Raw genomic sequence first — 24,948 nt, forward strand, 5'->3', positions numbered from 1 at the left:
TTTCATTCCCCACGCAAGGCGCGCATCGGCGCCACGCGCGATGCGCGCAGGGCCGGCAGCAGGCAGGCGAACAGGCCCGCGATGGCGAGTACCGCGCAGGCGCCGCCCAACGCCACCGGATCGAAGGTATTGCCGCGTCCCGCCAGCGACAGCAGAAGCTGTCCCAGCAACCGCGAAATGCCGAGCACGATGGCGATACCGACCATCAAGCCGACTGCGATCTGCGCCATCCCGTTGCGCAGCACTTGCCACATCAGGCGTGCCGGCACGGCACCCAAGGCCGTCCGCACGCCGAACTCGCGTTCGCGCGCCGCCACCGCCACGGCCATCACCGCGTACATGCCGGCCATCGCCAGCAGCAGCGCCAGCGTGGCGAACACGCCGACCAGCAATAGGGTCCGGTGCGTGTCCGCCGTGGTCGAGCGCACGATCTCATCCATGCTGCTGAAGCCGGAGACCGGCTGGCCGGGCGCAATCTGCGCCACCGCCGCGCGCGCCGCGGCGCCCCACTGGCCGGGGTCGCCATGACCGCGCAGGACGACGCGCATCGGCATGAAGTAGCGAATGAAGTCGAGGTCGCCATCCGGGATCTGCGCCAGCGGCACGTAGACGATGCCAGGGGCCGGCTGCAGCGGACCGGACTGGCGCGTATCGGCGACGACCCCGACGATGCGCGCCGACCGTCCGTCGTCCTCCTGGATGCGCTCGCCCAGCGCATGGCCGCCGTACATCCGCAGGGCGAGGGCGCGATTGACGATCGCTACCTGCTCGCCGCCACGCACGTCGTCGCGCGTGAAGGCACGCCCGCGCAAGACGGCAATGTCGAACAGGCCGAAATACTCGGGGCCGACACCGAAGTAATCCATGTCCACACGCTCGCTGCCGTGGCTGCGCACGTTCGTGTTGAACGCATGCCCGGGACCCGTCGGCAGATTGGTGGTGACCGTGGCGGTGGTCACGCCGGGGATCGCTTCCAATCCACGAACCAGTCGCTCGGAGAGGGCATTCACCGATTGCGCATCGGGGTAATCCGCCCGCACCGGCGCCAGATCGAAGGCAAGCATGTTCGCGCTCGAAAACCCGAGCGGCGTCTGCGACGCCTTGTACAGGCCGTGCAGCAGCAGTCCGCTGCCGCACAACAGCACGGTGGCCAGGAACATCTGCGCCACGACCAGCGCGCGACCAAGCCGTCCGCTGCGCCGGTCGAGTCCGCTGCGCCCGCCTTCGCGCAGCGTTTCGCCCGCCACCGTCGCCTGGCTGCGCCAGACGCCGAATGCCGCGGCGGATACGGCAACGGCCGCCGCAGCAACGGTTGCCGCCAGCCCCATCCACACCGGCATGCGGATGCCGGCGCCGGGCAGCCAATCCGCCGATACTGCGCCTTGCAGCGCGTGAAGCCCGGTCCACGCCAGCGTCGTACCGACCAGCGCGCCGACGATGCCGACGAGCAGGCCTTCCGCCAGCGCCGGCAGCACCAGCCGCGACCGCGATGCGCCCAAGGCGTCGCGCACCGCGCTGTCGTGGGCCTGCGACAGCGAGCGCAGCAGCATGAGGTTGACCAGGTTCACCAGGGCGGTCAGCAGCACGAACAATGCGCAGGCCATGAACAGCATCAAGGTGGCATGCGCATTCGCGTGCTGCCACGCCGCGATCGGCTGCGCGCCGAACCGCGCTTCTTTCCAGTTCTCCACATACTTGGAGCCCAGTGCGGCATACATGGCGTGCAGGTGCGCATCCATCTCCGCCGCCATGGCTTGCCGGTGCGCGCCCGAGTCGAGTCGCACCAGCGCGATATCGTTGAGACCGTCGACCGTGCTGTGCGGCGGAAGCGCCAGCGGCAGCGCCACGTCGCCACTGAAGGCGAGGCTGTCGAAAGACTTCGGCAAGATGCCGACGACGGTATAGCCGACGCCTTCGACATCCAGCGCCTGCCCCAGCACCTCGGGATTGCCGCCGTAACGGCGTTGCCAGAACCCGTAGCCGAGCATGACCGCATGCGGTCCGTTCGGCGCATCCTCCTGTGCCGTGAAATTGCGCCCGAGCAGCGGATGCAGGCCCAGAGTCGGCAACATGCCCCGGTCGATATAGGCGGCCGACACGACCGTGGGCCGGCTGCCGCCGGTGATGTTGACGTTGGGCTTGGAAAACAGCGTCGCACCGGTCGACTCGATGTGCTCGAGCGGCATCAGGTGCTGATACTGCAGCGGCGACACAACGCGCTGCCCGTCGAACACGGGGCCGACCACCATCACCCGCGATGCGTCGGGAAGCGGCAACGGCTGCATCAACACCTGATCGATCAACGTGGCCACCGCCACGCTGGCACCGATGCCCAGCGCCAGCACCCCGCTCGCCAGCAGGAGGAAGCCGGGGCGCCGCAGCATGGCCCGCCATGCATGCCAGATCTCAACGAGCCAAATGTTCATGCCCGAACGCCCCTTTCCATCGCTTCATTCCCCGCGCAAGGCGTGCATCGGCGCCGTGCGTCCGGCCCGCATCGCCGGCACCAGACAGGCCAGCACGCCGGCACATGCAAGCACTATGCAGGCGGCGAGTAAGGCCCAGGGATCGAACACGCTGCGCCCCAGCTGCACCACCACCGCACGCAGCACGCCCGAGCCCGCCGCGCCCAGCACCACACCGGCGGCGAGACCCAGCACGATCTGCAGCAGACCTCCACGCAACACCAGCAGCAACAGGCGGCGCGGCGACGCGCCCAGCGCAGCGCGCACGCCGAACTCGCGCTCACGCGCGGCGACCGCCACTGCCATCACCGCATACATGCCCACACCGGCCAGCAGCAGGGCCAGCCCGCCCAGCAGGCCGACCAGCATGAGGTCGAATTCCGTGTCGGTGGTGATGTCGTGCACGATCCAGGCCATGCTGTACACGTGGTTGATCGGCTGGTCGGGCGCCACTTCGGCTACCGCCTTCTTCACCGCATCGCGGTAACCGTCGGGGTCGCCTTGCACCTTGATAGCGAAGCGCAAAGGCTCGTACGTGCGGAAGGCGCGCAATATGTCGTCCGGCATCTGTGCCAGCGGCAGATAGAGGATGGGCGTCGCCGCGTCCGGATCTTCCGGGCCGAACTGGTAGGTACTGGCCACCACGCCCACGATGCGCGCTGAGAGCATGTCCGCACCCGAACCGCGTTGGATGATCTGGCCCAGCGCGCGGCCGTGGTAGTGCTGGTCGGCGAATTTCTGGTTGACGATGGCCACGGCTTCGCCGCCCCGCACATCGGTATCGGCGAACAGGCGGCCTTGCAGCAGGCGTATGCCGAACACCCCGAAGAAACCCGGATCGGCCGCATGGAGCTGGGCGTTGAAATCCTCGCCGCCCGGGGCGTGCATGTTCATGCGCCACTGACCGCTGAAATCGCCCGCCGGCAGATTGGTGCCCATCGCCGCCTGGCTCACGCCGGGAATCCGGCGCAGGCGTTCGACCAATCTCTGCGACAAGACCTGCACGGAAGCGGCATCGGGATAGGTCGCCTTGACCGGTGCGAGTTCGAAGGTGAGCACGCCGCGCGCATCGAAGCCCAGGTCGATCTTCGCGTTGTCGAGCAAGGTGCGCAGGAACACACCAGCCGCGCACAACAGCAACGATGCCAGCGCCACCTGAGCGATCACCAGGAGGCGACCCAGCAGCCCGCTGCGCCGGCTGAATCCGCTGCGGCCGCCTTCGCGCAGGCTGTCTGCCGACAGGGCGGCATGGCCGCGCCACAGGCCCAGAAAGGTGGCGACCAGCGCGCCGAATAGGCCGACCGCAATGGCCAGCGCCCACGCCGGCCAGCCGAGACTCAAGCCGCCGGGGCGCGTCCACTCCACCACCATCCAGTCGGCCGGCATCCATATGCGTATCGCCGCCAGGCCCATGGCTGCCAAAGCCTGCCCGAACAGCACGCCGAGCAGGCCGACCAACACGCCCTCCGCCATCGAAGGCAGCGCCACGCGCCACGGCGAAGCGCCGAGCGCACCGCGCACGGAGGCATCATGGGTACGCCCAATCGCGCGCAGCATCATCAGGTTGGTGAGGTTGACCAGTGCGATCACCAGCAGCAGTGCTGCACTGGCCAGCCACATCAACGAGATTGCGCGCAACCCATGGTGTTCTTCCGCACCGAAATCCTGCGTACCGAAATGCGCGCGCAGCCAGTAATCACCGGCATATACGTGGCGACCTTGCGCGACATAAAAGGCATGCAGACGCGTCTGCACTTGTGCAGCCAACCCCTCGCGGGTAAAGCCAGGCTCCAGACGCGCCACCGCGGTGTAATCGTTGGAGTCCTCGGGCGTGCTTGCGCGAAATGCCGTGGGCAACGCGATGGATGCCTGACCGAGATCGAAACCCGCCGGCAACACGCCGACGATGGTGTGCGCGATGCCTTCCACCTGCATCGTCTTGCCGATCACGGCGGGATTGCCACCGAAGCGGCGCAGCCAGAAACCGTGATAGATCAGCACCACTGGCGGCCCGTTCGGCTGGTCTTCCTGCGCGCTGAAGTTGCGACCCAGCACGGGCTGCACGCGCAGCGTGGGGAGAAGGTTGTGGTCGATTGCCTGCGCCGGCACCTGCACCGGCTCGCCGTCGCCAGACACGTTCGTGGCGGTTGTTTCTCCCTTAAAGATGCCCAGCGAATTCACTCCCGGCAGATCGGCCAGTTGCTGGTATTGCTGCGGCGACACGCCCACCACATTGCCTTGCTCGACCTTGCCTAGCGCAACCAGTCGGTGCGGCTCGGGATAGGGCATGGGTCGCAGCAGCACGCCGTCGACCAGGGTGAACACGGCACTGGCCGAACCCACGCCCAGCGCCAGCACGGCCGCCGCCAACAGCAAAAAACCTGGCCGGCGCACGGTAGCCCGCCATGCCTGCCAGATCTCGGCAAGAAAAATCGTCATGTCCCTACTCCCCCCGCAACGCTTGCATCGGTACCACGCGTGTCGCGCGCAATGCCGGCAGCAGGCAGGCAATGAGGCCCGCGGCGGCAAGCGTCACGCACACCCAGGCGACGATCAGCGGCTCGAAGCGAATCTCCGCCACCGATGCCACGACGCCTCGCAACCAGTCCGTCAGCAACCAGCCCACGCCCACGCCGAGGAGCAGGCCCATCGACACTTGCAACAACCCCGTGCGCATCACCAGGCGCCCCAGCTGCAACGGCGCCGCTCCCAGCGCCAGGCGCACGCCGAACTCGCGCCGTCGCGCGGCTACGGCCACCGCCATCACGGCGTACATGCCGGCCGCGGCCAGCAGCAGGGCCATGAGCGCGAACAGGCCGACCAGCAGCAGATCCAGGCGCACGGGTTCGGTCGTTCCGCGGGCGATGTCCGCGAGGTTGCGCAAGTTGGCGATCGGCTGCTGGGGCGCGATCTCGGCCAGTATCGTGTGCACGGCGTTGCGGTAGTCACCGGGGTTGCCGTGCGTACGCAGCGCGAAGCGCAGCGGGATGAAATCGCGGATCAGGCCCATGACGGTGTCGGGCACCTGGGCCAGCGGCACGTAGACGATCGCCGGAGCGGACTGCAGCGGACCGAACTGGCGCGTGTCGGCCACGACTCCGACGACGCGCACCGTGGGATTGCCGGTGGTGCCGAACACCACTTCCAGCGTCTTGCCCAAGGCCTTGCCGCCGAGATAGGTGCGTGCATAGGCCTCGTTGACCACGGCCACCGCTTCGCTGCCCGCGCCGTCGGACCGCTCGAAGCCGCGCCCGCTGCGCAATGGAATGTCGAAAGCGGCAAAGTAGCCGGGACTCACGCCCCGGAACTGCACGGCATCGGCCTGGCCACCGGGCGCGCGCACCGGCATGTTGAGCTGGTCGCCGATCGGCAGATTGGTGGTGGCCGCGACATCCGCGACGCCCGGCTCCGCGCGCAGGCGATCCAGCACGCGCTGGGTCAGCTGCTGCACCGAGGGTACGTCCGGATAGGCCGTCTTGATCGGCGCAAGCTCGAAGGTCAGCACACCCTGCGTGGAAAAGCCCAGCGGTGTCCGCGCCGCATCGCGCAAGGCATGCAGAAACAGTCCCGCTCCGCACAACAGTGTCGTGGCCAGGGTCACCTGCGCCACCACCAGTGTCTTGCCCAGAAGGCCGCTGTGCTGGCCGATGCCGTTGCGTCCGCCCTCACGCAGTTCGTCGACGGTGGTGGCCGCACGGCCACGCCACAGGCCCAGCACTGCCGACAGCAATGCGCCGGTCAAACCGATCGCCAATGCCACGATCCACGGCAGCCAACCGGTCGCATGCACGGCATCCGCCTGCCACTCCGCCGGCATGAATCCGTGCAAGGCATGCAGCCCCAGGCCGGCTAGGCCCATGCCGGCCACGGCACCGACAAGCCCGACCAGCACACCCTCCGCCAGCGCCGGCCACGCAAGGCGCATGGTCGGCGCCCCCAGGGCCGCGCGCACGGCGGCATCATGGGCGCGCGCCAGCGCCCGCAAGACCATCAGATTGACGAGATTGACCAGGGCGATCAGCAGCACGAACAAGGCACTGACCATAAACATGGACAGCACGCGGCCCGATTCGCCTCGCAGGCCCGAACGCAGTTCGACGGCGTTGTACTGCGTGTGCACGCCCGCCTCGCCCTGCTTGCCGCCGATGGCGGCGTACATCGCATGCACGCGCGTCGCGAACTCGGCACTCAGCATGCCGAGGCTGGTACCCGGTGACATCCGCACCACCGCGAGATAATTGGTGCCGTCATCACGCGACTGGGCGGGCAGTGCCGCCGGCAACAGCAAATCCGGGCCACCCAGCAAGTCGAAGCTGGCCGGCAGTACGCCGACGATGGTGTACGAGCTGCCTTCCAGCGGCAGGCTGCGGCCGACCACGTTGACGTCGCCGCCGTAGCGGTGCTGCCAGAAGCCGTACGAAAGAATCACCGCCTTCGATCCGTGCGGGCTGTCCTCGCCGGCATCGAAATTCCGTCCCAGCGCCAGGCGAACGCCCAGCGTCGGCAGTAAGCCCCGGTCCACATCCAGCGCCTCGACCTGTTCCGGCTGACCATCGCTGGTGACGTTGGCCGGCGTCAGACTGGCCTCGAGCAGGCCCACGGAAGCGATCCCGGGAAGCGTCGGAAGCTGCTGATACTGCAGCGGCGAAATCTGCCGGTCCGTGGTGTCGCGACCCACGTTCGCCAGTTGCGCGGGTTGCGGATACGGCAGCGGTTTCAGCAGCACCTGGTCGATCAGTGCGAACACCGCCACGCTGGCGCCGATGCCCAGCGCCAATACGCCGCTCGCCAGCAAGAGGAAGCCTGGCCGGCGCAGACTGGCCCGCCAGGCCTGCCAGATCTCGGCGAGCCATATGTTCATACACCGGCCTCGATGCGCTGACCGATCAGTGCATCGAGGCGCGACTCGTCTTCGCGGCGCAGGCGGTCGAAGGTTTCCTCGTCCACCACGCGGCCGTCGAACAGGCGCACCTTGCGCTGGGCGAGTTCGGCGTAGCGCGCGTCATGGGTGACCATGCAGATGGTGGCGCCGCCCTTGTGCAGCTCGTCGAGCAGGGCCATCACCGCCTCGCCGTTGCGCGAGTCGAGGTTGCCGGTGGGTTCGTCGGCGAGCAGGAGCGCGGGCCTGCCGACCAGTGCGCGCGCCACCGCCACGCGCTGCTGCTGGCCGCCGGAAAGCTGCGCGGGATAGTGGCGCATGCGGTGCGCCATGCCCACGCGTTCGAGCGCTTCCTGCACGCGCGCGCGGCGTTCGACGGCGTCGATGCCGCCGCGGTAGGTGAGCGGCAGCTCCACGTTCTCCTGCACGGTAAGGTCGCCGATCAGGTTGAACGCCTGGAAGATGAAGCCGATCTCCGCGTTGCGGATGCGCGCGCGCTGCGCGGCGTTGAGCCCGGCGACGTCGTGGCCGTTCAACACGTAGCTGCCGCCGCTGGCGGTGTCGAGCAGGCCGAGGATGGACAGCAGCGTGGTCTTGCCGCAGCCGGATGGCCCGGAGATGGAGACGTATTCGCCCCGCGCCACGGTGAGGTGCACGTCGCTGAGCGCGTGGGTTTCCACTTCGTCGGTCTGGAATACCTTGCGGAGGCCGTCGAGGGTGATGACGTTGGCGGGGTGGGTCATGGGCATGTCCATCGGGTTGTGCGGGTCTCCCTGCGTGCAGGGAGGACGTCGTGTCGCGCTTACTTCAACTTGATGCGGTCGTATTTGTCCCACTGGCTGGCATCGGAAAGGATCACGCGATCGCCCGTCTTGAGGCCGCGCACTATCTGCACGCGATCCACCGAAGCCGCGCCGATGCGCACCGGCACGCGTGTCGCAGTGTCGCCATTGGGATCGAGGCGGAACAGGCTGAGGTCGGCATCGGCCTGGGCCAGCGCCGGGCGGCCTACCGAGAGCACGTCGTGCAGTTGCGCGATCAGGATGCGTCCGTCCACGGAGAGGTCGGGCCGCGCGCCGGGCGGCAGCTTGCCGGTGAGCACCACGTCCACCTGCACGCTGCCGTTGCGTACGGCCGGATCGATGCGCTCCACCTTGCCGTCGATCAGGCCGTTGTGCGTATCCACGCTCACCGGCATGCCTATCGCCACGTCCTTGGCCTGCACCTCGGGCACCTGCAGGCGCGCGATCAGCACGTCGGGCTTGGCCACGCGCGCGAGATTGGCACCGGCGGCCACCTGCGCGCCTTCCTGCACCGCCACTTCCTGCAGCACGCCGGCGATGCCGGCTTTCACCTGGAGGGCATCGGCTTGGCGCTGGCGCAGTTGCAGGTTGCTCTGCTGTTGCATCAGCGCAGCCTGCACCGCGTCGAGCTGCGCCTTCATGCTGGCGGCGAACGCGGCCACGCGCTGCTGCTCGATGTCCATGCGTTCGTGCAGCTGCTTCAGCGCGATCTGGCCCTGCGCGTACTCCACCTGGGGGATCAGGTGCTGCTGTATCGCGATGGTGTCGGTGTCCGCCTTGACCTTGGCAGAGGCGTAATCGGACTGCGCCTGCGCGTACGCGGAACGCTGGTCGAGCAACTGCGATTCGAGCTCGGCGCGCTTGGCCGCGACATCGGCCTGCGCCGCGGCCACTTGGGCCTGCGCGTTGCGCAGCGCGTCCTCGGTTTGCGGGTCGCTGAGCTGCATCAGCACGGTGTCCGGCTGCACCTGCGCACCCGGCCACACGAGGATCTTTTCCACCTGCGCCTGCGTGGACGCGGCCAGCCAGCGGATCTCGCGCGGCGCGAGCGTGCCGGTGGCGCGCACTTCGCGCAGCATGTCGCCCTGCTGTACGGCGTCGATCCACAGACTGCCGCGGTCCGCCACGGGGAGCGCCGGGCCCAGCCGCCAGACCAGCACGGCCAGCACGGCCACGGCCAGGGCGCCGCCGCCCACCATGAGGCGCAGGCGGCGGCGCTTGCGGATGCCATACATCGGGTTTGCGATATCCATGCACGGTACATGGCAAGCGGCGTGCCAACCGGCGGCCACGCAAAAAAGCCTTGCAGATCAAGGCCGCAGTCCGTGTCGAAGGACGATCGCGGCGAGGCGCCGTCCGCATCCGGATCGGCACGTCCGCAAACGGACGCCCGACCGCGGTCAGATCAGTGCGCGCCGCGTTGCCGCTGCAGGCCGACCTGCATGATGCGGTCGGTCCACGCGATGCCGACGGCCGAGAGGATGAACACCGAGTGGATGATGGTCTGCCACATCACGCCCACCGGGGTGAGCGTGGCGCACTGCAGTCCGGTGGCGGCATCGCTGCTCTCGGCGATGGCCGCCAGTTCCGCTGGCGAACAGAACGGCAAGCCCTGCAGCGCGCCGGCGGCAATGAAGGTCTTCAGCAGGTGGATCGAAGAAATGCCGATGATCGCCATGGCCAGCTTCACCTTCAGCACCGAGGCGTTGACGTGGCTCAGCCACTCCGGCTGGTCGGGATGGTCCTCCAGCCCGAGGCGGGCGATGAAGGTCTCGTAGCCGCCCACGATCACCATGATGAGCAGATTGGAGATCATCACCACGTCGATCAGGCCGAGCACGATCAGCATGATCTCCTGCTCGCCCATCTTCGACGCATGGTTGATGAGGTGCCAAAGTTCCTTGCCGAACAGGAACACGTAGACGCACTGCACCACGATCAGGCCGAGGTAGAGCGGCAACTGCAGCCAGCGCGCGTTGAAGATCAGCAGGGGCAGCGGGCCGAGCTTGGGTACGGGACGATCGGACATGGGAGGCTCCCGGTTGATGCGCCAGCCTAGCGGGCGCGCCGAGGAGCTGCCAAGCCCTGCTCAACCGGTGTTCTGCAGCCCCTGCGCCACACCGTTGACGCAACTCACCAGCGCGCGCAGCAGGGCATCGTCCTGACGGTCGCCCGCGCGCCACCGGCCGAGCAGGTCGACCTGCAGCAGGCTCATCGGATCGATGTAGGGGTTGCGCAGGCGGATCGACGCGGCGAGGCGCGCATCGCCCTGCAGCAGTTCGCCCGCGCCCTTGAGCCTGAGCAGCCAGTGACGGCTGCGCTCGAATTCCGCGCGGATCAGCGCGAAGAACGGTTCGTGCAGGTCGCCCGCCAGCTGCGAGAACGCCTCGGCGATGTCGAGGTCGCACTTGGCGAGCAGCATCTCCATGTCGTCCAGTGCGTTGGCGAAGAACGGCCAGTCGCTCGCCATTTCGGCCAGCGCCTGCTCGCCGTATTCGGCCGCGCCCCATTCCAGCGCGCTGCCGAGGCCGTACCAGCCGGTGATGATGGAGCGGCACTGCGTCCACGCGAACACCCACGGGATCGCGCGCAGATCCTCCACGCCGCGCATGCTGCGCCGACGCGAGGGGCGCGAACCCAGCGCCATGCGCTCGATCACGTCGATGGGCGTGACCGTGCGGAAGTAGTCCACGAAGCCGTCGCGCTCGACCAGCGCCCGATAGGCCTGCCGGCTGCGCGCCGACAGCGCATGCATGCGTTCGCGCCATGGCGTCTCGCGCGGGTCTTCGTCGCGCGGACGCAGGCTGGCGCGCAGCACGGCACCCACGGTCTGTTCGAAGTTGCGCAGCGCCAGCGCGCGGATGCCGTACTTGCGATGGATCACCTCGCCCTGCTCGGTGACGCGCAGCCGGCCCGCCACCGAACCGCGCGGCGAAGACAGCAGCGCAGGCGTGATGCGCGCGCCGCCGCGGCTCGCCGAACCGCCGCGGCCGTGGAAGAACGCCAGCGTGATGGCGTACTCGCGCGCCACCTCGAGCAACTCCACCTGCGCCCGCTGCAGGCCCCAGCGCGAGGCCAGCGTGCCGCCGTCCTTGCCGCTGTCGGAGTAGCCCAACATCACCCACTGGCGATCGCCGCGCGCGGCAAGATGCGCGCGGTACAGCGGATCGGCCAGCAGGGCACGCAGCGTGGCCGGCGCGTTCTTGAGGTCGTCGATGGTCTCGAACAGCGGCGCGATGTCCAACGGGACGCGACTCTTTGCGTTCGCCTCCTCTCCTCGGAGGGGAGAGGGAGAAGTCTGCGCCGCCTCGATCAATCCGCCGTGCCTTGCAAGCGCCAGCACCGCCAGCACGTCGGCGGCCGAGCGCGCCATGCTGATGATGTAGAGGCCGGTGGCTTCCTTGCCGTAGCGGCGGCGCGCATCGCTCAGGGCGGCGAACACCGCGCGCAGCGAGGTCGCCACGCTGTCTTCGCTGGCGACGAAATCGCGCTCGCCCCGCAGGTGCTCGTGCAGGGCGGCCACGCGCTCGTCCACGCTGCGCTGCGGCCATTCGGCATCGTTGAACAGCGCGCCCAGCGCGTCGTCGTGCACGCGCGAGTCCTGCCGCGCATCGAGCCGCGCGAGATGAAAGCCGAAGCTGCGCACGCGCCAGATCAGACGCTGCACCGCGTAGGCGCCCGCATGCAGTCCACGATGGTCGACGAGGCTGGCGGCGATCAGCTCGAGGTCGCCGCGCAGTTCGTCGGCGCCGGCGTAGGCCTCGGGGTTCCCGTCCTCGTGCGTGGCTTCCAGCCGCGCGCCGATCACGGTGAGCAAGCTGCGGTAAGGCATGTCGGCATGGCGCGGCTTGATGTGCGACGCCGCCTGCGGGTAGCGCTCGCGCATCTCGTCCAGGCGTCGGCGCAGGTGCGGGTCGACCTGCACGCGGCTGTCGGTCTGGCTGAGCAGGCGCGCCAGCGCGGCGACGTCGCCGATGTAGCGGTCCAGTATCTGTGTGCGCTGGCTGGCGAGGCTGGCGGCGATGGTGTCGGCGCCCACGTTGGGATTGCCGTCCATGTCGCCGCCCACCCAGGTGGCGAAAGAGAGCAGCCGCGGCAGCGGCACCGCCACGCCGTACACCGCCTGCAGCGCATCGGCCAGCGCCTCGTACAACGCGGGCACGATGCGGTAGATCGGATCGGCGATGTAGAAGCCAACGTGCTCGCGTTCGTCCTGCACGCTGGGCCGCAGCGGCGAAGCCTCGGCGGTCTGCCAGCCGGCGGTGAGCGCCATGTGGATGCGCTCCTCGTCCTCGCTGCGCTCCTGCGGCGTGCGGCCGGCGTCGAAGCCGTCCACCAGCGCGCGCACGATGGCCTGTTCCTTCTCCAGCAGCGAAGCGCGCACCGCCTCGGTGGGGTGCGCGGTGAACACCGGCTCCACTTCCAGCCTGAGCAGCCAGTCGAGCAGTTCCTGCGCCGTCACGCCCTGCGCCTTCAAGCGCTCCAGCACGTCGCGCAGCGATTCCGGCTGCGGCGCGCCGCCTTCGCGCTGATAGTCGCGGCGGCGGCGGATGCGATGCACGCGCTCGGCGATGTTCACCGCGTTGAAGTAGGTGGCGAAGGCGCGCGCCAGGGCTTCCGCGTGCGTCGCGTCGAGTCCGGCCAGCGGCGCGGTCAGCGTGGCCAGCGGCGCGCCTTCGTGCCGGCGCGCGATGGCGGCGATGCGTATGCGCTCCACTTCGTCGAGGAAGGCCTGGGTGCCCTGCTCGGCCAGCATGCGGCCAACCAGGGCGCCGAGCCGGCGCACGTCGTCGCGCAGCTGCGCATCGGGCAAGGCGGGCTCGGGACTGCGGGAAGCGTTCATCGTGACGACATCGGCTCGCAGGGGATGGATTTCCGAGCCTAACGCATATTCGACCGGATTTGGTGCGGTGCCGCATATGACTTTCTTTCATCGCGCCCCGGTTTTGCGGGCACACGGCCCGCGAAGGACGCGAGGAGAGCGCGAAGCTATACTTGCGTTTCCCCGTCGAGGGGCGCTGCGACCATCGGTGAATGCGGACCCGTCCGCAACGGCCTGCACATCTCGTGCAGACGGCTCATTCCAATGGCCAGGCTCGACGGCATGACTTTGCAACGGCGCTCAATCATCCGGAGATCCACGATGAACGCCGCACTCAAAGAAAGCCAGCACGACTACAAGATCCGCGACATCGGCCTCGCCGATTTCGGCCGCAAGGAGCTCGACATCGCCGAGCACGAAATGCCCGGTCTGATGTCGATCCGCCGCAAGTACGCCGCCTCCACGCCGCTCAAGGGCGTGCGCGTCACCGGCTCGCTGCACATGACGATCCAGACCGCGGTGCTGATCGAGACGCTGAAGGACATCGGCGCCGACGTGCGCTGGGCCTCGTGCAACATCTTCAGCACGCAGGACCACGCCGCCGCCGCCATCGCCAAGACCGGCACGCCGGTGTTCGCGTGGAAGGGCGAGACGCTGGAGGAATACTGGGACTGCACGCTGGACGCGCTGTCCTTCCCCGACGGCAAGGGCGGCTTCCTCGGCCCGCAGCTGGTGGTGGACGACGGCGGCGACGTGACGCTGCTGATCCACAAGGGCTACGAGCTGGAAAAGGGCGACGAGAGCTGGGTCAACAGCGCCTCCGGCAGCCACGAGGAGCAGGTCATCAAGAACCTGCTGAAGCGCGTCGCCAAGGAGCGTCCCGGCTACTGGACCCGCGTGGTCGCCGACTGGAAGGGCGTGTCCGAGGAAACCACCACCGGCGTGCACCGCCTGTACCAGCTGGCCGAGGCCGGCAAGCTGCTGGTGCCCGCGATCAACGTCAACGACTCGGTGACCAAGAGCAAGTTCGACAACCTGTACGGCTGCCGCGAATCGCTGGCCGACGGCCTGAAGCGCGCGATGGATGTGATGCTGGCCGGCAAGCTGGCCGTGGTCTGCGGCTACGGCGACGTGGGCAAGGGCTGCGCGCATTCGCTGCGTGCCTACGGCGCCCGCGTGGTGGTCACCGAGATCGATCCGATCAACGCGCTGCAGGCGGCGATGGAAGGCTTCGAGGTCAACACCGTCGAGAGCACGCTGGGCCGCGGCGACATCTACGTCACCACCACCGGCAACAAGGATGTGCTGACGCTCGCGCACATGCAGGGCATGAAGGACCAGGCCATCGTCTGCAACATCGGCCACTTCGACAACGAGATCCAGGTCGATGCGCTGAACGCTTCCGGTGCCGAGCGCCTCAACATCAAGCCGCAGGTGGACAAGTACACCTTCAAGAACGGTAATGCGATCTTCCTGCTCGCCGAAGGCCGCCTGGTGAACCTGGGCTGCGCCACCGGCCACCCCAGCTTCGTGATGAGCAACAGCTTCTCCAACCAGACGCTGGCCCAGATCGACCTGTGGGCGAACAAGGACAAGTACGCCGCCAAGGTCTACATCCTGCCCAAGAAGCTGGACGAGGAAGTCGCGCGCCTGCACCTGGAGAAGATCGGCGTGAAGCTCACCACGCTCAGCGCCGAGCAGGCCGCCTACCTCGGCGTGCCGGTGGAAGGCCCGTACAAGCCGGACCACTACCGCTACTGAGCAATGGCCTTCGCTATGGCTGAAACAAAACGGGCGCCGCGAGGCGCCCGTTTTCGTTGTGTCCAACGTAGCTCAACTTTCTATCGCATCGCGCAACTGTAGCGATACCGGCTTGCCCGCGGTCTTCGCATCGGTGGCCATCAGGAATACGCAACGCTTGTCGCTCGAAGCGGCCCAAACCTTTCCGATGGCATCCTTTTCACGCAAGCGGTACGGCACGTGGCGCGCGGTCAGCCGCGCCTTGCGGTCGCCGAGCCAGGTCAAATCTGACATGCGTTGCCCTCGTCAGTGTTCTTCATCATCGTCCTTCGGTTGCTCGATCGCCTTCAAGACTCCCTGCGCCAAGTACATCTTGCCCCAGGCGCGGCCGGTGGCTTCACGCACTATGCCTGCCTTTTCGAGCACCGCGATGGCGCTGCGCGCGGTCGGATCGGTGACGTTGAGGATGCCCTTGGCGCGGGCGGTATTGATGTAGGGGTTGACGAACAGTTCGTCGATCAGTGCCAGCGACTTCGGCGCCTCGGCGACCTTGCGCCGCAGCTGCTCGCGCAATGCCATGAGTTCGCGCGCCTGGCGCGCGGCGCGCGCGGCGCTCCAGCACACGCCTTCGAGGAAGTAGCGCAGCCATTCGCTCCATGCGCCGTGCGTACGCACGCGCTGCAGGGCGTCGTAATAGCCCTGCTTGTGGCGCTCGATGTATTCGGACAGGTACAGCAGCGGCTGCGAAAGGCGCCCGCGCTCGATCAGGAACAATGTAATCAGCAGGCGCCCGACGCGGCCGTTTCCGTCGAGGAACGGATGGATCGTCTCGAACTGCTCGTGCATCAGCGCGCATTGCACAAGTTCGGGCAGTGTGTCGCGCTGGTGCAGGAATTTCTCCCAGTCGGCCAATGCCTGCTTCATTTCCGGAACCGGCGGCGGCACATAAGTCGCCGTGGCCTCCGTGCTGCCGGGCGGTCCGATCCAGTTCTGCCGCGCGCGGAACTCGCCCGGAGTGGCCTGGTTGCCGCGCACACCCTGCAGCAGCGTTTCGTGCAGCTCGCGCACCAGCCGCAGCGACAGCGGCAAGGCGCCGAGACGCTGCACGCCATGTTCGAGCGCGGTCACGTAATTGCGCACCTCGCGCACGTCGTCCGGCGCAACGTGCGAGTCCTGGCCGGCCTCGTCGGCGAGCAGGTCGGCCAGGCTCGTCTGCGTTCCCTCGATGCGCGAGGACAACACCGCCTCGCGACGCAGATACGGCGCGATCAGCAGGTGCGGGTTGGGCAACAGCGCGCCGTGCCCGGACAGTTCGCTCAGGGCCGCATCAGCACGCGACAACACACGCACCAAGTCGAGATCGAATGCCAGTTCCGGCGGCAGCGGCGCCGGCACGAAGGCCGGGTGGCCCGCTGCCGTGCGCACGACCCGACCGGCTTGCGGCGCATGGAAGTCTGCAGCCTTCATCTACTCCCCGCTTTGAAAGCATCTTTTTCAAAGTCTATCGAACATTGAAAGAAAATGCCCGAATACTTTCAAAGCATAACAAGGATCGAAAGCCCACTTTCGAAGCCGCCCGGCACCAGACGGCAAGATGCAGTTACGGGCGCCAGTTCGCGTTGCTCTCCCAGAAGGCCACCGCGCGGCGGTAGGCCTCGCGGTCCAGCGGCACGCCGGAGCCGCCCTCTTCCACGCCCAGCGCGTTGCGCAGCATGGTGATCGGCGCCATCGGGATTTCTTCCGGCTCCAGGGTGTAGATGCAGCCGACGATGCCCCAGTCGGCCTCGATGGGCTCGCCCTCCTTCGCGAGCTGCTCGCGGCTGTAGAGGATGACCACCAGCCAGTTCGCGACCGGCGGCTGCACGCCTTCGAACCAGCGCACCAGCACCGGCAGTTCGGCCTTGGTGCGCGCCTCGTAGGCGGAGCGCAGCAGGTGGCGATTGGCGTCGGTGATCGGCGCGGTAAGGCAGCGCGTGGACGTCCAGTTGCGGTGCACGTGCAGCTTGCAGAACGGCGCGTAGCCGTCGAGCAGCTTGAACGGCGCCTCGTCGTTGAGACGGCGCTCGAACTCCTCGGGTGTGCAGTCCTGGATGGTGTTCCCCCGCGGCTCGCGCGGGAACAGTCGGGCGCGCGCAAAGGGAGTGAGGACGATGGTCATGGCGTAGCCGATGGCAAAACGACAGCCTAACGCATGGCCTTGCGGGACCCGCTCGGCCGCCCGCGGCATTTAGACGTCTATCTTTTCATCGCGATGAACGTATAAAATCACCGGAAACCTTCGCCGGTGACCCCATGCCCGCCATCAGCTTCGAATTCTTCCCGCCCAAAACCGACGAGCAGCGCGCCCAGCTGGATCAGGCCGCGCAGGCGCTGCGGGCCTGGCAGCCCGAATACGCCTCGGTGACCTTCGGTGCCGGCGGCTCCACGCTGAGCTACACCGGCGACACCGTGGCGCACCTGCATGCGGCGCACGGCTACACGGTCGCGCCGCACCTGTCCTGCATGGGCGGTACGCGCGCGGAGATCCGCGCCCTGCTCGACGGCTACAAGGCCGCGGGTTATCGCCGCATCGTGGCGTTGCGCGGCGACCTGCCCTCCGGCATGGCCAGCGCAGGCGACTTCCGCTATGCCGCCGAACTGGTGCGCTTCATCCGCGAACACACCGGCGACCACTTCCACATCGAAGTGGCGGCCTACCCGGAAACCCATCCGCAGGCCGACGACGCCCTGGCCGACCTGCGCCACTTCAAGGCCAAGGTGGACGCCGGCGCGAACGGCGCGATCACCCAGTATTTCTTCAACCCCGACGCCTATTTCCGCTTCGTGGAGGACGCGCACCGGCTTGGCGTGTGCGTACCGATCGTGCCGGGCGTCATGCCGATCGCGAACTTCACGCAGCTGAAGCGCTTCTCCGACGGCTGCGGCGCGGAGATCCCGCGCTGGATCGCCAAGCGCATGCAGGCGCACGGCGACGATGCCGCGTCGGTGCGTGCGCTGGGCGCGGAAGTGGTGGCGCAGCTGTGCCGCCGCCTGCTGGACGGCGGCGCGCCGGCGCTGCACTTCTACACGCTCAACCGCGCCCGCGCCACGCGCGCCGTGCTGGAACAACTGGGCTGATCCGCGACCGGCGCCGCTATGCTGGCGCGATGCGCACCCTCGCCCTGCTCCTGCTGCTGACGCTCTGCACCTTCGCCCTGACGGCGCGGGCGCAGGATGCCATCCACCGCTGCGTGGATGCGCACGGCAACCCCGTGTTCACCGACCAGCCCTGTACGTCGCAACAGGCCACGCCGGTACAGGCACCGTCATCGACGCCGGGCACGGCCATGCCCGATGCACCCGTGCCACTGCAGCGCTGTGCCTCCACCGCGACCGAACTGCGGCAGCGCGTGATCGACGCCTTCGCCGCGCGCGACCCCAACCAGCTCGCCGGACTGATGCTTTGGCACGGCTACGGCAGCCGGTCGGCAGTCGACGACCTGCGCGCGCTGGCGCAACTGGTGCGGCAACCGCTGCTGGAAATCCACTTCGACAACGAACGGGACGACGACCCTGGCGACAACCCCTCGCCGGCACCGACGCCGCCCGCCAGCGAACTCCAGCTGCGCACCGACGGCGGCAACCGCGCCAGCTTCGCCATCACCCGCCAGGCCGGCTGCCTCTGGCTGCGCTACGCCGACTGACCGGCGCGCCACGGAAGCGAGAGCGGCTCCGCCCACGGCGGTCGCAAGGACTTGGGAAGCGCGGCCACGGCCGCTCCCCGCACGGATGAACGAGCCCGCATGCTGCGCCGCAAATATCGGCAGGCAGGGGCGCGGTTTATCATGGGCAGTCCCCCACGGAGAGTTCCCATGGCGCAGCAGTACCCCGAATGGATCTGGCAGAACGGCGCGATCAAGCCGTGGGCCGAGGCCACCACCCACGTGATGTCGCATGCGCTGCATTACGGCTCCTCGGTGTTCGAAGGCATCCGCAGCTACGTCACGCCGGACGGCGCGGCGATCTTCCGCCTCACCGACCACCTCACCCGCCTGTTCCACTCGGCCAAGATCTACGACATGGCGCTGCCGTACACGCGCGACCAGATCGCCGCCGCCTGCCGTGACGTGGTGAAGAAGAACGGCCTCTCCGCCGCCTACCTGCGCCCGGTGGCGTGGCGTGGCCTGGGCGGCTTCGGCCTCTCCGCGGAAACGCCGATCGACGTGGCCGTGGCCGCATGGCCGATGGGCCCCTACCTCGGGCCGGAGGCGCTGGAGAAGGGCATCACCGCGTGCGTGTCGAGCTGGCAGCGTTTCGCACCCAACACCATTCCGGCCGGCGCCAAGGCCGGCGGCAACTACCTCTCCGGCCAGCTGATCGCGCGCGAAGCGCGCCGCATGGGCTTCGGCGAAGGCATCGCGCTGGCTTCCACCGGCCTGCTCAGCGAAGGTGCGGGCGAGAACATCTTCCTGGTGTTCGACGGCGCGCTGCACACCACGCCGGCCAGCGCGTCCATCCTCACCGGCATCACCCGCCATTCGCTGATCACGCTGGCGCGCGAGGACGGCATCGAGGTGATCGAGCGCGATCTGCCGCGCGAATACCTCTACCTCGCCGACGAAGTGTTCATGTGCGGCACCGCCGCCGAAGTCACCCCGATCCGCGAAGTCGACGGCAAACAGGTCGGTGCCGGCCACGCCGGCCCCGTCACCCGCCGCATCCAGGAACTGTACTTCGGCCTGTTCAACGGCAAGACCCACGACAAGTGGGGCTGGCTGGAACCGGTCTGATCCCTGGCCCTCCCCCGGTTTTCCGGGGGAGCGCGGGTTGCAAGCCGCTATCATGTGCGGATGACCGACACCGCATCCGCCCTTCCCGTCATCCGCCTGAAGTCCGACCGCACGCCCGGCCACCCCTGGGTGTGGTCGGCGCAGGTGCACAAGCCCGAGGGGCGCATCCCGCCGGGCAGCGTGGTGGACGTGGTGGACGCGAAGGACCGCTTCGTCGGCCGCGGCTTCTGGAACGGCCATGCACGCATCGCATTGCGCCTGCTCACCGCCGATCCCGCCGAGATAGTCGACGCAAACTGGATCGCTGCGCGCATCGATCGCGCCGTGCGCTTGCGCCGCGAACTGCTGGAACTGGACAAGTCCACCGACGCCTGGCGCGTGATCCACAGCGAAGGCGACGGCCTCAGCGGCCTGATCGTGGACCGCTACGCCGACATCCTGGTGGTCGAATACTTCGCCGCCGGCATGTGGAAATTCCGCGACGCGATCCGCGACGCGCTGCTTGCGCATTTCCCCGGCGCGCGCATCTACGGCTTTGCCGAAACGCACGTGCAGAAGCAGGAATCCTTCGACTGCCGCGCCAGCGAGCCGCCTGCGCCCGTGGCGGTGCACGAGCACGGCCTCGCCTTTCATGCCGCACCCGGCGCAGGGCACAAGACCGGCTTCTTCGCCGACCAGCGCGACAACCGCCGGCGCTTCGCCGAACTGGCGCGCGGCCGCCGCGTGCTCGACCTGTGCTGCAACGCCGGCGGCTTCGCCGTGCACGCGATGGCCGCCGGCGCGCGCGAAGCGGTGGGCGTGGATATGGACGCGGGCATCCTCGACATCGCCCGGGCCAATGCCTCGGCGAACCACACGGCGGTGGATTTCCAGCAGGCCGACATCTTCGACTGGCTGCGTGCGGCCGTGACGCGCGGCGAGAAATACGACGCGGTGATCCTCGACCCCGCCAAGCTCACCCGCGACCGCAACAAGGTGTTCGATGCGCTGAAGAAATACTTCGCGATGAACCGCCTCGCGCTCGACGTGATCCCGCCCGGCGGTCTGCTGCTCACCTGTTCCTGCACCGGCCTGGTCAGCGAGGCGGATTTCCTCGAAATGCTGCGCCGCGTGGCGATCAACGCCGGCCGCGAGATCCAGATACTCGAAGTGCGCGGCGCCGGCGCCGACCACCCGGTGCGCACCGACGTGCCGGAGAGCCGCTACCTCAAGGCGGTGTTCTGCCGGGTGGAGTGAGGGCGCCGGTTTACTTGCCCTTCGGCAGGCGCCCTTTCAGCGACGCGGCATCGAACGGGCCGGGATCGGCGATCAAGGCGCGCGCCGCATCCACCTGGTCCCAGGTGTTCCACAGCAGCACGCCGCGCACGCGGCCATGTTCCAGGTAATACACCACGCCTTCGCGGTGCGGCTCGCGCCAGTCCTCGACCACCTGCAGCCGGGTGTCGAGCAGGCCGACGGCTTCGTAGCCCAGGTCGAACAGGTCGGAGTAGAAGAACGGCAGCGTGTCGTAGCTGCCGGCGATCCCGGCCATCGCGCGGCCGGCATGGCGCCCCATGCTGATGGCGGCGTCCTCGTGTTCCACGCGCAGGCGCCGGTCCAACGCGGGGTTGTAGAAATTGGCGACGTCGCCGGCGGCCCAGATGTCGGGACCGTCGCTGCGCAGTTGGGCGTCCACCACGATGCCGTTGTCCACCTTGAGGCCCGCCTGCTCGGCCAGGGCGGTGTTCGGCGTCACGCCGAGGCCGGCCACGGCGGCCTCCACCCGCAGCAGGCTGCCGTCGGACAGGCTCAGCTCCACGCCGCCGTCGATGGGCCTTCCGCCGCTCACCCGCACGCCACTGCGCACGTCCACGCCGTGCCGGCGGTAGTAGTCGTCCAGATAATGCGAAAGGCCATCGGGGTAGCGGCCGGCGCCGATGTGCGAATCCGGAAACAGCATGCTCACCTTGCAGCCTGCCCCGCACAGCGACGCAGCCAGCTCGGCACCGATGAAGCCGCCGCCGATCACGGCGATCTCCGCACCGGGCCGGGCGAAATGCCGCAGATTTTCGTAATCGCGCAGCGTGCGGAAATGAATGACGCGGTCGCCACCCTCGAACGGCAGCCGCCGCGGCGTGGCACCGGTCGCAAGCAGCAGGCGGCGGTAGCGGTAGCTGTCGCCCTGCGCGTCGCGCACCACGTGCGCCGCGCAATCCAGCGCCACGATGCGCCGCTCCGGATACAGTTTCGCACCACTCACCGCAGTGCCCAGATCGATGTCGGCCACCTGCTTGTCGCCTTTCCACAGCGCCTTGGACAACGGCGGCCGCTGGTACGGCGGCACGGCTTCCTCGCCGACCATGCCGATGTCTGCCGCCGCATCGACATCGTGGATCGCCTTCGCCGCCGCATCGGCGGCCATGCCGGCGCCGACGATCAGGTAATCGTGCACGTGTTCCATGGCCGGCTCCCTCGCGAAACGACCCGCCCATCATCCGCACCCGCAGCGAATGCGATGTGAAGTCGCAAGGCCTGCGACCGCAGGACGTACACTGATGCAGACCGTTCCATGCGAAAGCCGCCATGCCTGCCAGCGAAATCCTGCTCATCGTCCTCGTCGTGCTCGTGCTGTTGCTGCTGGCCCTGCAGCTGGCGCTGCTGCTGCGCGGCCGCGGCGATGCCGGCCTGCATGCGCGGCTGGACGCGCTGAAGGACGACAACGAGCGCCTGCAACGGACATTGCGCGACGAACAGCGCGGCGGCCGCGAGGAGCTGCAGCAGGGCTTCGAACGTTTCCGCGGGCACGTCAACGAACAGCTCGATGGCATGTCGCGCCAGCAGGCCGAACGCATCGGCGAATTCGGCCAGCGCCTCGGCACGCTCACCGACAGCACGCGCACCGGCCTGGAATCGCTGTCGCAGCGACTCAACGAAGACGCGCGCAAGAGCCGCGAGGAACTGGTGCAGGCCTTGACCCGCTTCGGCGAGCAGCAGCAGCAGCGCCTCACCGCGCTCGGCGCACAGCACGAGCAGCGCATGAACGATGTGCGCGGCTCGCTGGAAAGCCAGCTCAAGACCCTGCGCGAAGACAACGCAGCGCAACTGGAAAAGATGCGCGCCACCGTCGACGAGAAGCTGCAGTCCACGCTGGAAACACGGCTGGGCCAGTCGTTCAAGCTGGTCTCCGAGCGGCTGGAGGCCGTGCAGCGCGGCCTCGGCGAGATGCAGACGCTGGCCACCGGGGTGGGCGACCTGAAGCGCGTGCTGGGCAATGTGAAGACGCGCGGTATCCTCGGCGAGGTGCAGCTCGGCGCGCTGCTTGAGCAGTTGCTGATCACCGACCAGTACGAGGCCAACGTGGCCACCGTGCCCGGCTCGGCCGACCGCGTGGAGTACGCCATCCGCCTACCTGGCGCCGATCGCGAGCACCCGGTATGGCTGCCGGTGGACGCCAAGTTCCCGCGCGAGGACTACGAGCGCCTGCTGGACGCACAGGAGCGTGCCGACGCCGATGCCGCCAACCTCGCCGCGCTCGCGCTGGAACGCCGCGTGCGCGAGGAGGCCAAGACCATCCGCGCCAAATACGTGGCGCCACCGCACACCACCGACTTCGCGATCCTGTTCCTGCCTACCGAAGGCCTGTACGCCGAAGTGCTGCGGCGACCCGGCCTGTTCGAGACGCTGCAGCACGAGCATCGCGTCACCGTGGCTGGTCCCACCACGCTGAGCGCGCTGCTCAACAGCCTGCAGATGGGTTTCCGCACCCTGGCGATCCAGCAGCGATCCAGCGAGGTATGGCAGCTGCTCGGCGCGGTGAAGAGCGAGTTCGGCAAATTCGCCAACATCCTGGAGAAGGCCGAACGCCAGCTCAATACGGTGAGCAAGAGCATCGGCGACGCAGGCAAGAAGACGCGCACGATCGAGCGGCGGCTGCGCGGCGTCGAATCGCTGTCCGGCGAGGACGCGACCCGCCTGCTCGGCGACGCCACGGTCGATGTCGAGGGCGACAACGAGACGGAAGACGACGCATGAGCGAACCGCAGCGCCCGCTCGCCGAACACCACCGCCAGCTCGGCGCGCTGACCGACCAGGTGCAGTGGTTGTGGAAGGCGCTGCCGCCGCGCGACCGCCTGCTGATCGGCCTGACGCATGCGCTGCGTGCGGTGCTGGCCGCCAGCCTGGGCTATTTCGGCGCGCTTGCGCTGGGCCTGGAGCAGGGCTACTGGGCCGCGATCACCGCCATCTCGGTGAGCCAGAGCAGCTATACCGACGTGCGCAATTCCTCGCGCGACCAGTTCCTCGGCGCCATGGTCGGCGGTTTGATCGGCATGGCCGTCGCCACGCTGGGGCACGACCACTACCTGGCCTACGTACTGGCGGTGATGATCGGCATGGTGCTGTGCTCGGCCTTCAACCTGGGCGCGGCCGGCCGCATCAGCGGCACCACCACCACGATCATCATGCTGGTGCCGCACCAGGGCGCGTTCTGGCAATTCGCGCTGTTCCGGCTGGGCGAGGTCACGCTGGGCGCCATCGCCGCGCTGCTGGTGAGCGCGGTGTTCAACGCGCTGGACCGTCGCCTGTTTGGCACATCACCGACGACCTGACCCGCGAAACCGCTAAAATGCGGCTTCGTCTCATCCCCGGAATTCCCCATGAGCAAGCATCCAGCCGATGACGGCGTCACCCAGCAACAGGCCGAGGAGGCCGTGCGCACCCTGCTGCGTTGGGCCGGCGAGGACCCCGCGCGCGAAGGGTTGCTGGACACGCCCAAGCGCGTGGTGAAGGCCTACCGCGACTGGTTCTCCGGCTACGACGAAGACCCGGGCGACTACCTGCGCCGCACCTTCAAGGAAGTGGAGGGCTACGACGAGATGGTCGTGCTGCGCGACATCGAATTCGAGAGCCATTGCGAGCATCACATGGCTCCCATCATCGGCCGTGCCCACGTCGGCTACCTGCCCACCTGTCGCGTGGTCGGCATCAGCAAGCTGGCCCGCGTGGTGGAAGGCTATGCGCGCCGCTTCCAGGTGCAAGAGAAACTTACCGCGCAGATCGCCAACTGCATCCAGGAAAACCTGCAGCCGGCCGGCGTGGCGGTGGTGGTCGACGCCAGCCACGAATGCATGACCACGCGTGGCGTGCACAAGCGCGGCGTGTCGATGGTCACCAGCCAGATGCTGGGCGCGTTCCGCGACGACGCGCGCACGCGCGCCGAGTTCCTGCAATTCATCGGCATCCACGGCGGCGTGCGCTGAGAGCCTGCCGGCCTGCTCCGGGCGCCGCGTGCCGGAAGATGTCTGCGGCATCTGCTCGCGGGCCAAGGTAGAGCGAAAACACTCGGGGAAGGCCCATGGACGCGCGTGATGATGCGCGTCCATAAGGCTCTGCTCGCTGTTGCATGGCGGCCACGGCAACGCGTCCATGGCCATGCGGAGACCGCAAGCCGGCTCCTAGGCATTCCTGACCACGGACGATAACCGCGGCGCGC

At 68.2% G+C, this 24,948-nt stretch carries 19 protein-coding genes and 1 riboswitch; of the genes, 8 read left to right on the top strand and 11 right to left on the bottom strand.

Features of this window, described 5'->3' with window-relative positions:
• Positions 1 to 2: 2 nt before the first annotated feature.
• From IHE46_RS01175 to ppc, 7 genes are all read right to left on the bottom strand, one after another.
• Positions 3 to 2,426, bottom strand: coding sequence for an ABC transporter permease (locus IHE46_RS01175; protein ID WP_192162710.1), 2,424 nt, complete (start codon positions 2,424 to 2,426; stop codon positions 3 to 5).
• 24 nt (positions 2,427 to 2,450) lie between these two features.
• Positions 2,451 to 4,904: an ABC transporter permease gene (locus IHE46_RS01180; RefSeq protein WP_192162712.1), complete on the bottom strand. Its 2,454-nt coding sequence runs from the start codon at positions 4,902 to 4,904 to the stop codon at positions 2,451 to 2,453.
• A gap of 4 nt (positions 4,905 to 4,908) precedes the next feature.
• Entirely contained in the window at positions 4,909 to 7,326 is a 2,418-nt protein-coding gene (locus tag IHE46_RS01185) for an ABC transporter permease (protein WP_192162714.1), read from the bottom strand.
• Positions 7,323 to 8,087, bottom strand: a complete 765-nt coding sequence (locus IHE46_RS01190; RefSeq protein ID WP_192162723.1) for an ABC transporter ATP-binding protein — start codon at positions 8,085 to 8,087, stop codon at positions 7,323 to 7,325. Before IHE46_RS01190 ends, IHE46_RS01185 begins: the two co-directional genes overlap by 4 nt.
• A 59-nt stretch (positions 8,088 to 8,146) precedes the next feature.
• Entirely contained in the window at positions 8,147 to 9,400 is a 1,254-nt protein-coding gene (locus IHE46_RS01195; protein WP_192162725.1) for an HlyD family efflux transporter periplasmic adaptor subunit, read from the bottom strand.
• A 152-nt stretch (positions 9,401 to 9,552) separates the two neighbouring features.
• Positions 9,553 to 10,176 (bottom strand): TIGR00645 family protein, encoded by a 624-nt coding sequence (locus tag IHE46_RS01200; RefSeq protein WP_192162727.1) that lies wholly within the window; start codon positions 10,174 to 10,176, stop codon positions 9,553 to 9,555.
• 60 nt (positions 10,177 to 10,236) lie between these two features.
• Positions 10,237 to 12,990, bottom strand: a complete 2,754-nt coding sequence (gene ppc / locus IHE46_RS01205) for a phosphoenolpyruvate carboxylase (protein WP_192162729.1) — start codon at positions 12,988 to 12,990, stop codon at positions 10,237 to 10,239.
• 161 nt (positions 12,991 to 13,151) lie between these two features.
• A riboswitch (S-adenosyl-L-homocysteine riboswitch) is annotated at positions 13,152 to 13,278 on the top strand.
• Between the two features lie 12 nt (positions 13,279 to 13,290).
• Between ppc and ahcY the strand changes: the two genes are divergently transcribed.
• Positions 13,291 to 14,730: an adenosylhomocysteinase gene (gene ahcY, locus IHE46_RS01210; RefSeq protein WP_192162731.1), complete on the top strand. Its 1,440-nt coding sequence runs from the start codon at positions 13,291 to 13,293 to the stop codon at positions 14,728 to 14,730.
• Between the two features lie 72 nt (positions 14,731 to 14,802).
• On the opposite strand, the gene IHE46_RS01215 is transcribed toward ahcY, so the two are convergent.
• The 3 genes from IHE46_RS01215 to IHE46_RS01225 all read right to left on the bottom strand — a co-directional run bounded on the left by IHE46_RS01215 (position 14,803) and on the right by IHE46_RS01225 (position 16,867).
• On the bottom strand, positions 14,803 to 14,994 hold the full coding sequence (locus tag IHE46_RS01215; RefSeq protein ID WP_192162733.1) for a hypothetical protein: 192 nt from the start codon (positions 14,992 to 14,994) through the stop codon (positions 14,803 to 14,805).
• Between the two features lie 21 nt (positions 14,995 to 15,015).
• Entirely contained in the window at positions 15,016 to 16,176 is a 1,161-nt protein-coding gene (locus IHE46_RS01220; RefSeq protein ID WP_192162734.1) for a Fic family protein, read from the bottom strand.
• Positions 16,177 to 16,309: 133 nt separating this feature from the next.
• Positions 16,310 to 16,867 (bottom strand): DUF3228 family protein, encoded by a 558-nt coding sequence (locus IHE46_RS01225; protein WP_192162736.1) that lies wholly within the window; start codon positions 16,865 to 16,867, stop codon positions 16,310 to 16,312.
• Between the two features lie 134 nt (positions 16,868 to 17,001).
• Between IHE46_RS01225 and metF the strand changes: the two genes are divergently transcribed.
• The 4 genes from metF (at position 17,002) to IHE46_RS01245 (ending at position 20,714) form a co-directional block, all read left to right on the top strand.
• On the top strand, positions 17,002 to 17,826 hold the full coding sequence (gene metF / locus IHE46_RS01230; RefSeq protein ID WP_192162738.1) for a methylenetetrahydrofolate reductase [NAD(P)H]: 825 nt from the start codon (positions 17,002 to 17,004) through the stop codon (positions 17,824 to 17,826).
• A 29-nt stretch (positions 17,827 to 17,855) separates the two neighbouring features.
• Complete coding sequence (locus tag IHE46_RS01235) at positions 17,856 to 18,392, top strand: DUF4124 domain-containing protein (protein ID WP_192162740.1); 537 nt, start codon at positions 17,856 to 17,858, stop codon at positions 18,390 to 18,392.
• A 168-nt stretch (positions 18,393 to 18,560) separates the two neighbouring features.
• Entirely contained in the window at positions 18,561 to 19,478 is a 918-nt protein-coding gene (locus tag IHE46_RS01240; protein WP_192162743.1) for a branched-chain amino acid transaminase, read from the top strand.
• A gap of 60 nt (positions 19,479 to 19,538) precedes the next feature.
• Positions 19,539 to 20,714 (top strand): class I SAM-dependent rRNA methyltransferase, encoded by a 1,176-nt coding sequence (locus IHE46_RS01245; RefSeq protein WP_192162745.1) that lies wholly within the window; start codon positions 19,539 to 19,541, stop codon positions 20,712 to 20,714.
• A gap of 10 nt (positions 20,715 to 20,724) precedes the next feature.
• On the opposite strand, the gene IHE46_RS01250 is transcribed toward IHE46_RS01245, so the two are convergent.
• Positions 20,725 to 21,918, bottom strand: a complete 1,194-nt coding sequence (locus IHE46_RS01250) for an FAD-dependent oxidoreductase (RefSeq protein WP_192162747.1) — start codon at positions 21,916 to 21,918, stop codon at positions 20,725 to 20,727.
• Positions 21,919 to 22,040: 122 nt separating this feature from the next.
• Here IHE46_RS01250 and rmuC point away from each other — a divergent pair, with 122 nt between their 5' ends.
• Genes rmuC through folE form a run of 3 tightly spaced genes read left to right on the top strand, consistent with a single transcriptional unit; the run spans position 22,041 to position 24,715 of the window.
• A complete protein-coding gene (gene rmuC / locus IHE46_RS01255; RefSeq protein ID WP_192162749.1) occupies positions 22,041 to 23,489 on the top strand; it encodes a DNA recombination protein RmuC in 1,449 nt (482 codons plus the stop codon).
• Positions 23,486 to 24,064 carry an FUSC family protein gene (locus IHE46_RS01260; protein WP_192162752.1) on the top strand — a complete coding sequence of 193 codons (579 nt, stop codon included), beginning with the start codon at positions 23,486 to 23,488 and terminating at the stop codon, positions 24,062 to 24,064. Before rmuC ends, IHE46_RS01260 begins: the two co-directional genes overlap by 4 nt.
• A 48-nt stretch (positions 24,065 to 24,112) precedes the next feature.
• On the top strand, positions 24,113 to 24,715 hold the full coding sequence (gene folE, locus IHE46_RS01265; protein ID WP_192162753.1) for a GTP cyclohydrolase I FolE: 603 nt from the start codon (positions 24,113 to 24,115) through the stop codon (positions 24,713 to 24,715).
• Positions 24,716 to 24,948 lie beyond the last annotated feature (233 nt).

This window comes from Rhodanobacter sp. DHG33, from assembly GCF_014843005.1.
GTDB lineage: Bacteria > Pseudomonadota > Gammaproteobacteria > Xanthomonadales > Rhodanobacteraceae > Rhodanobacter_A.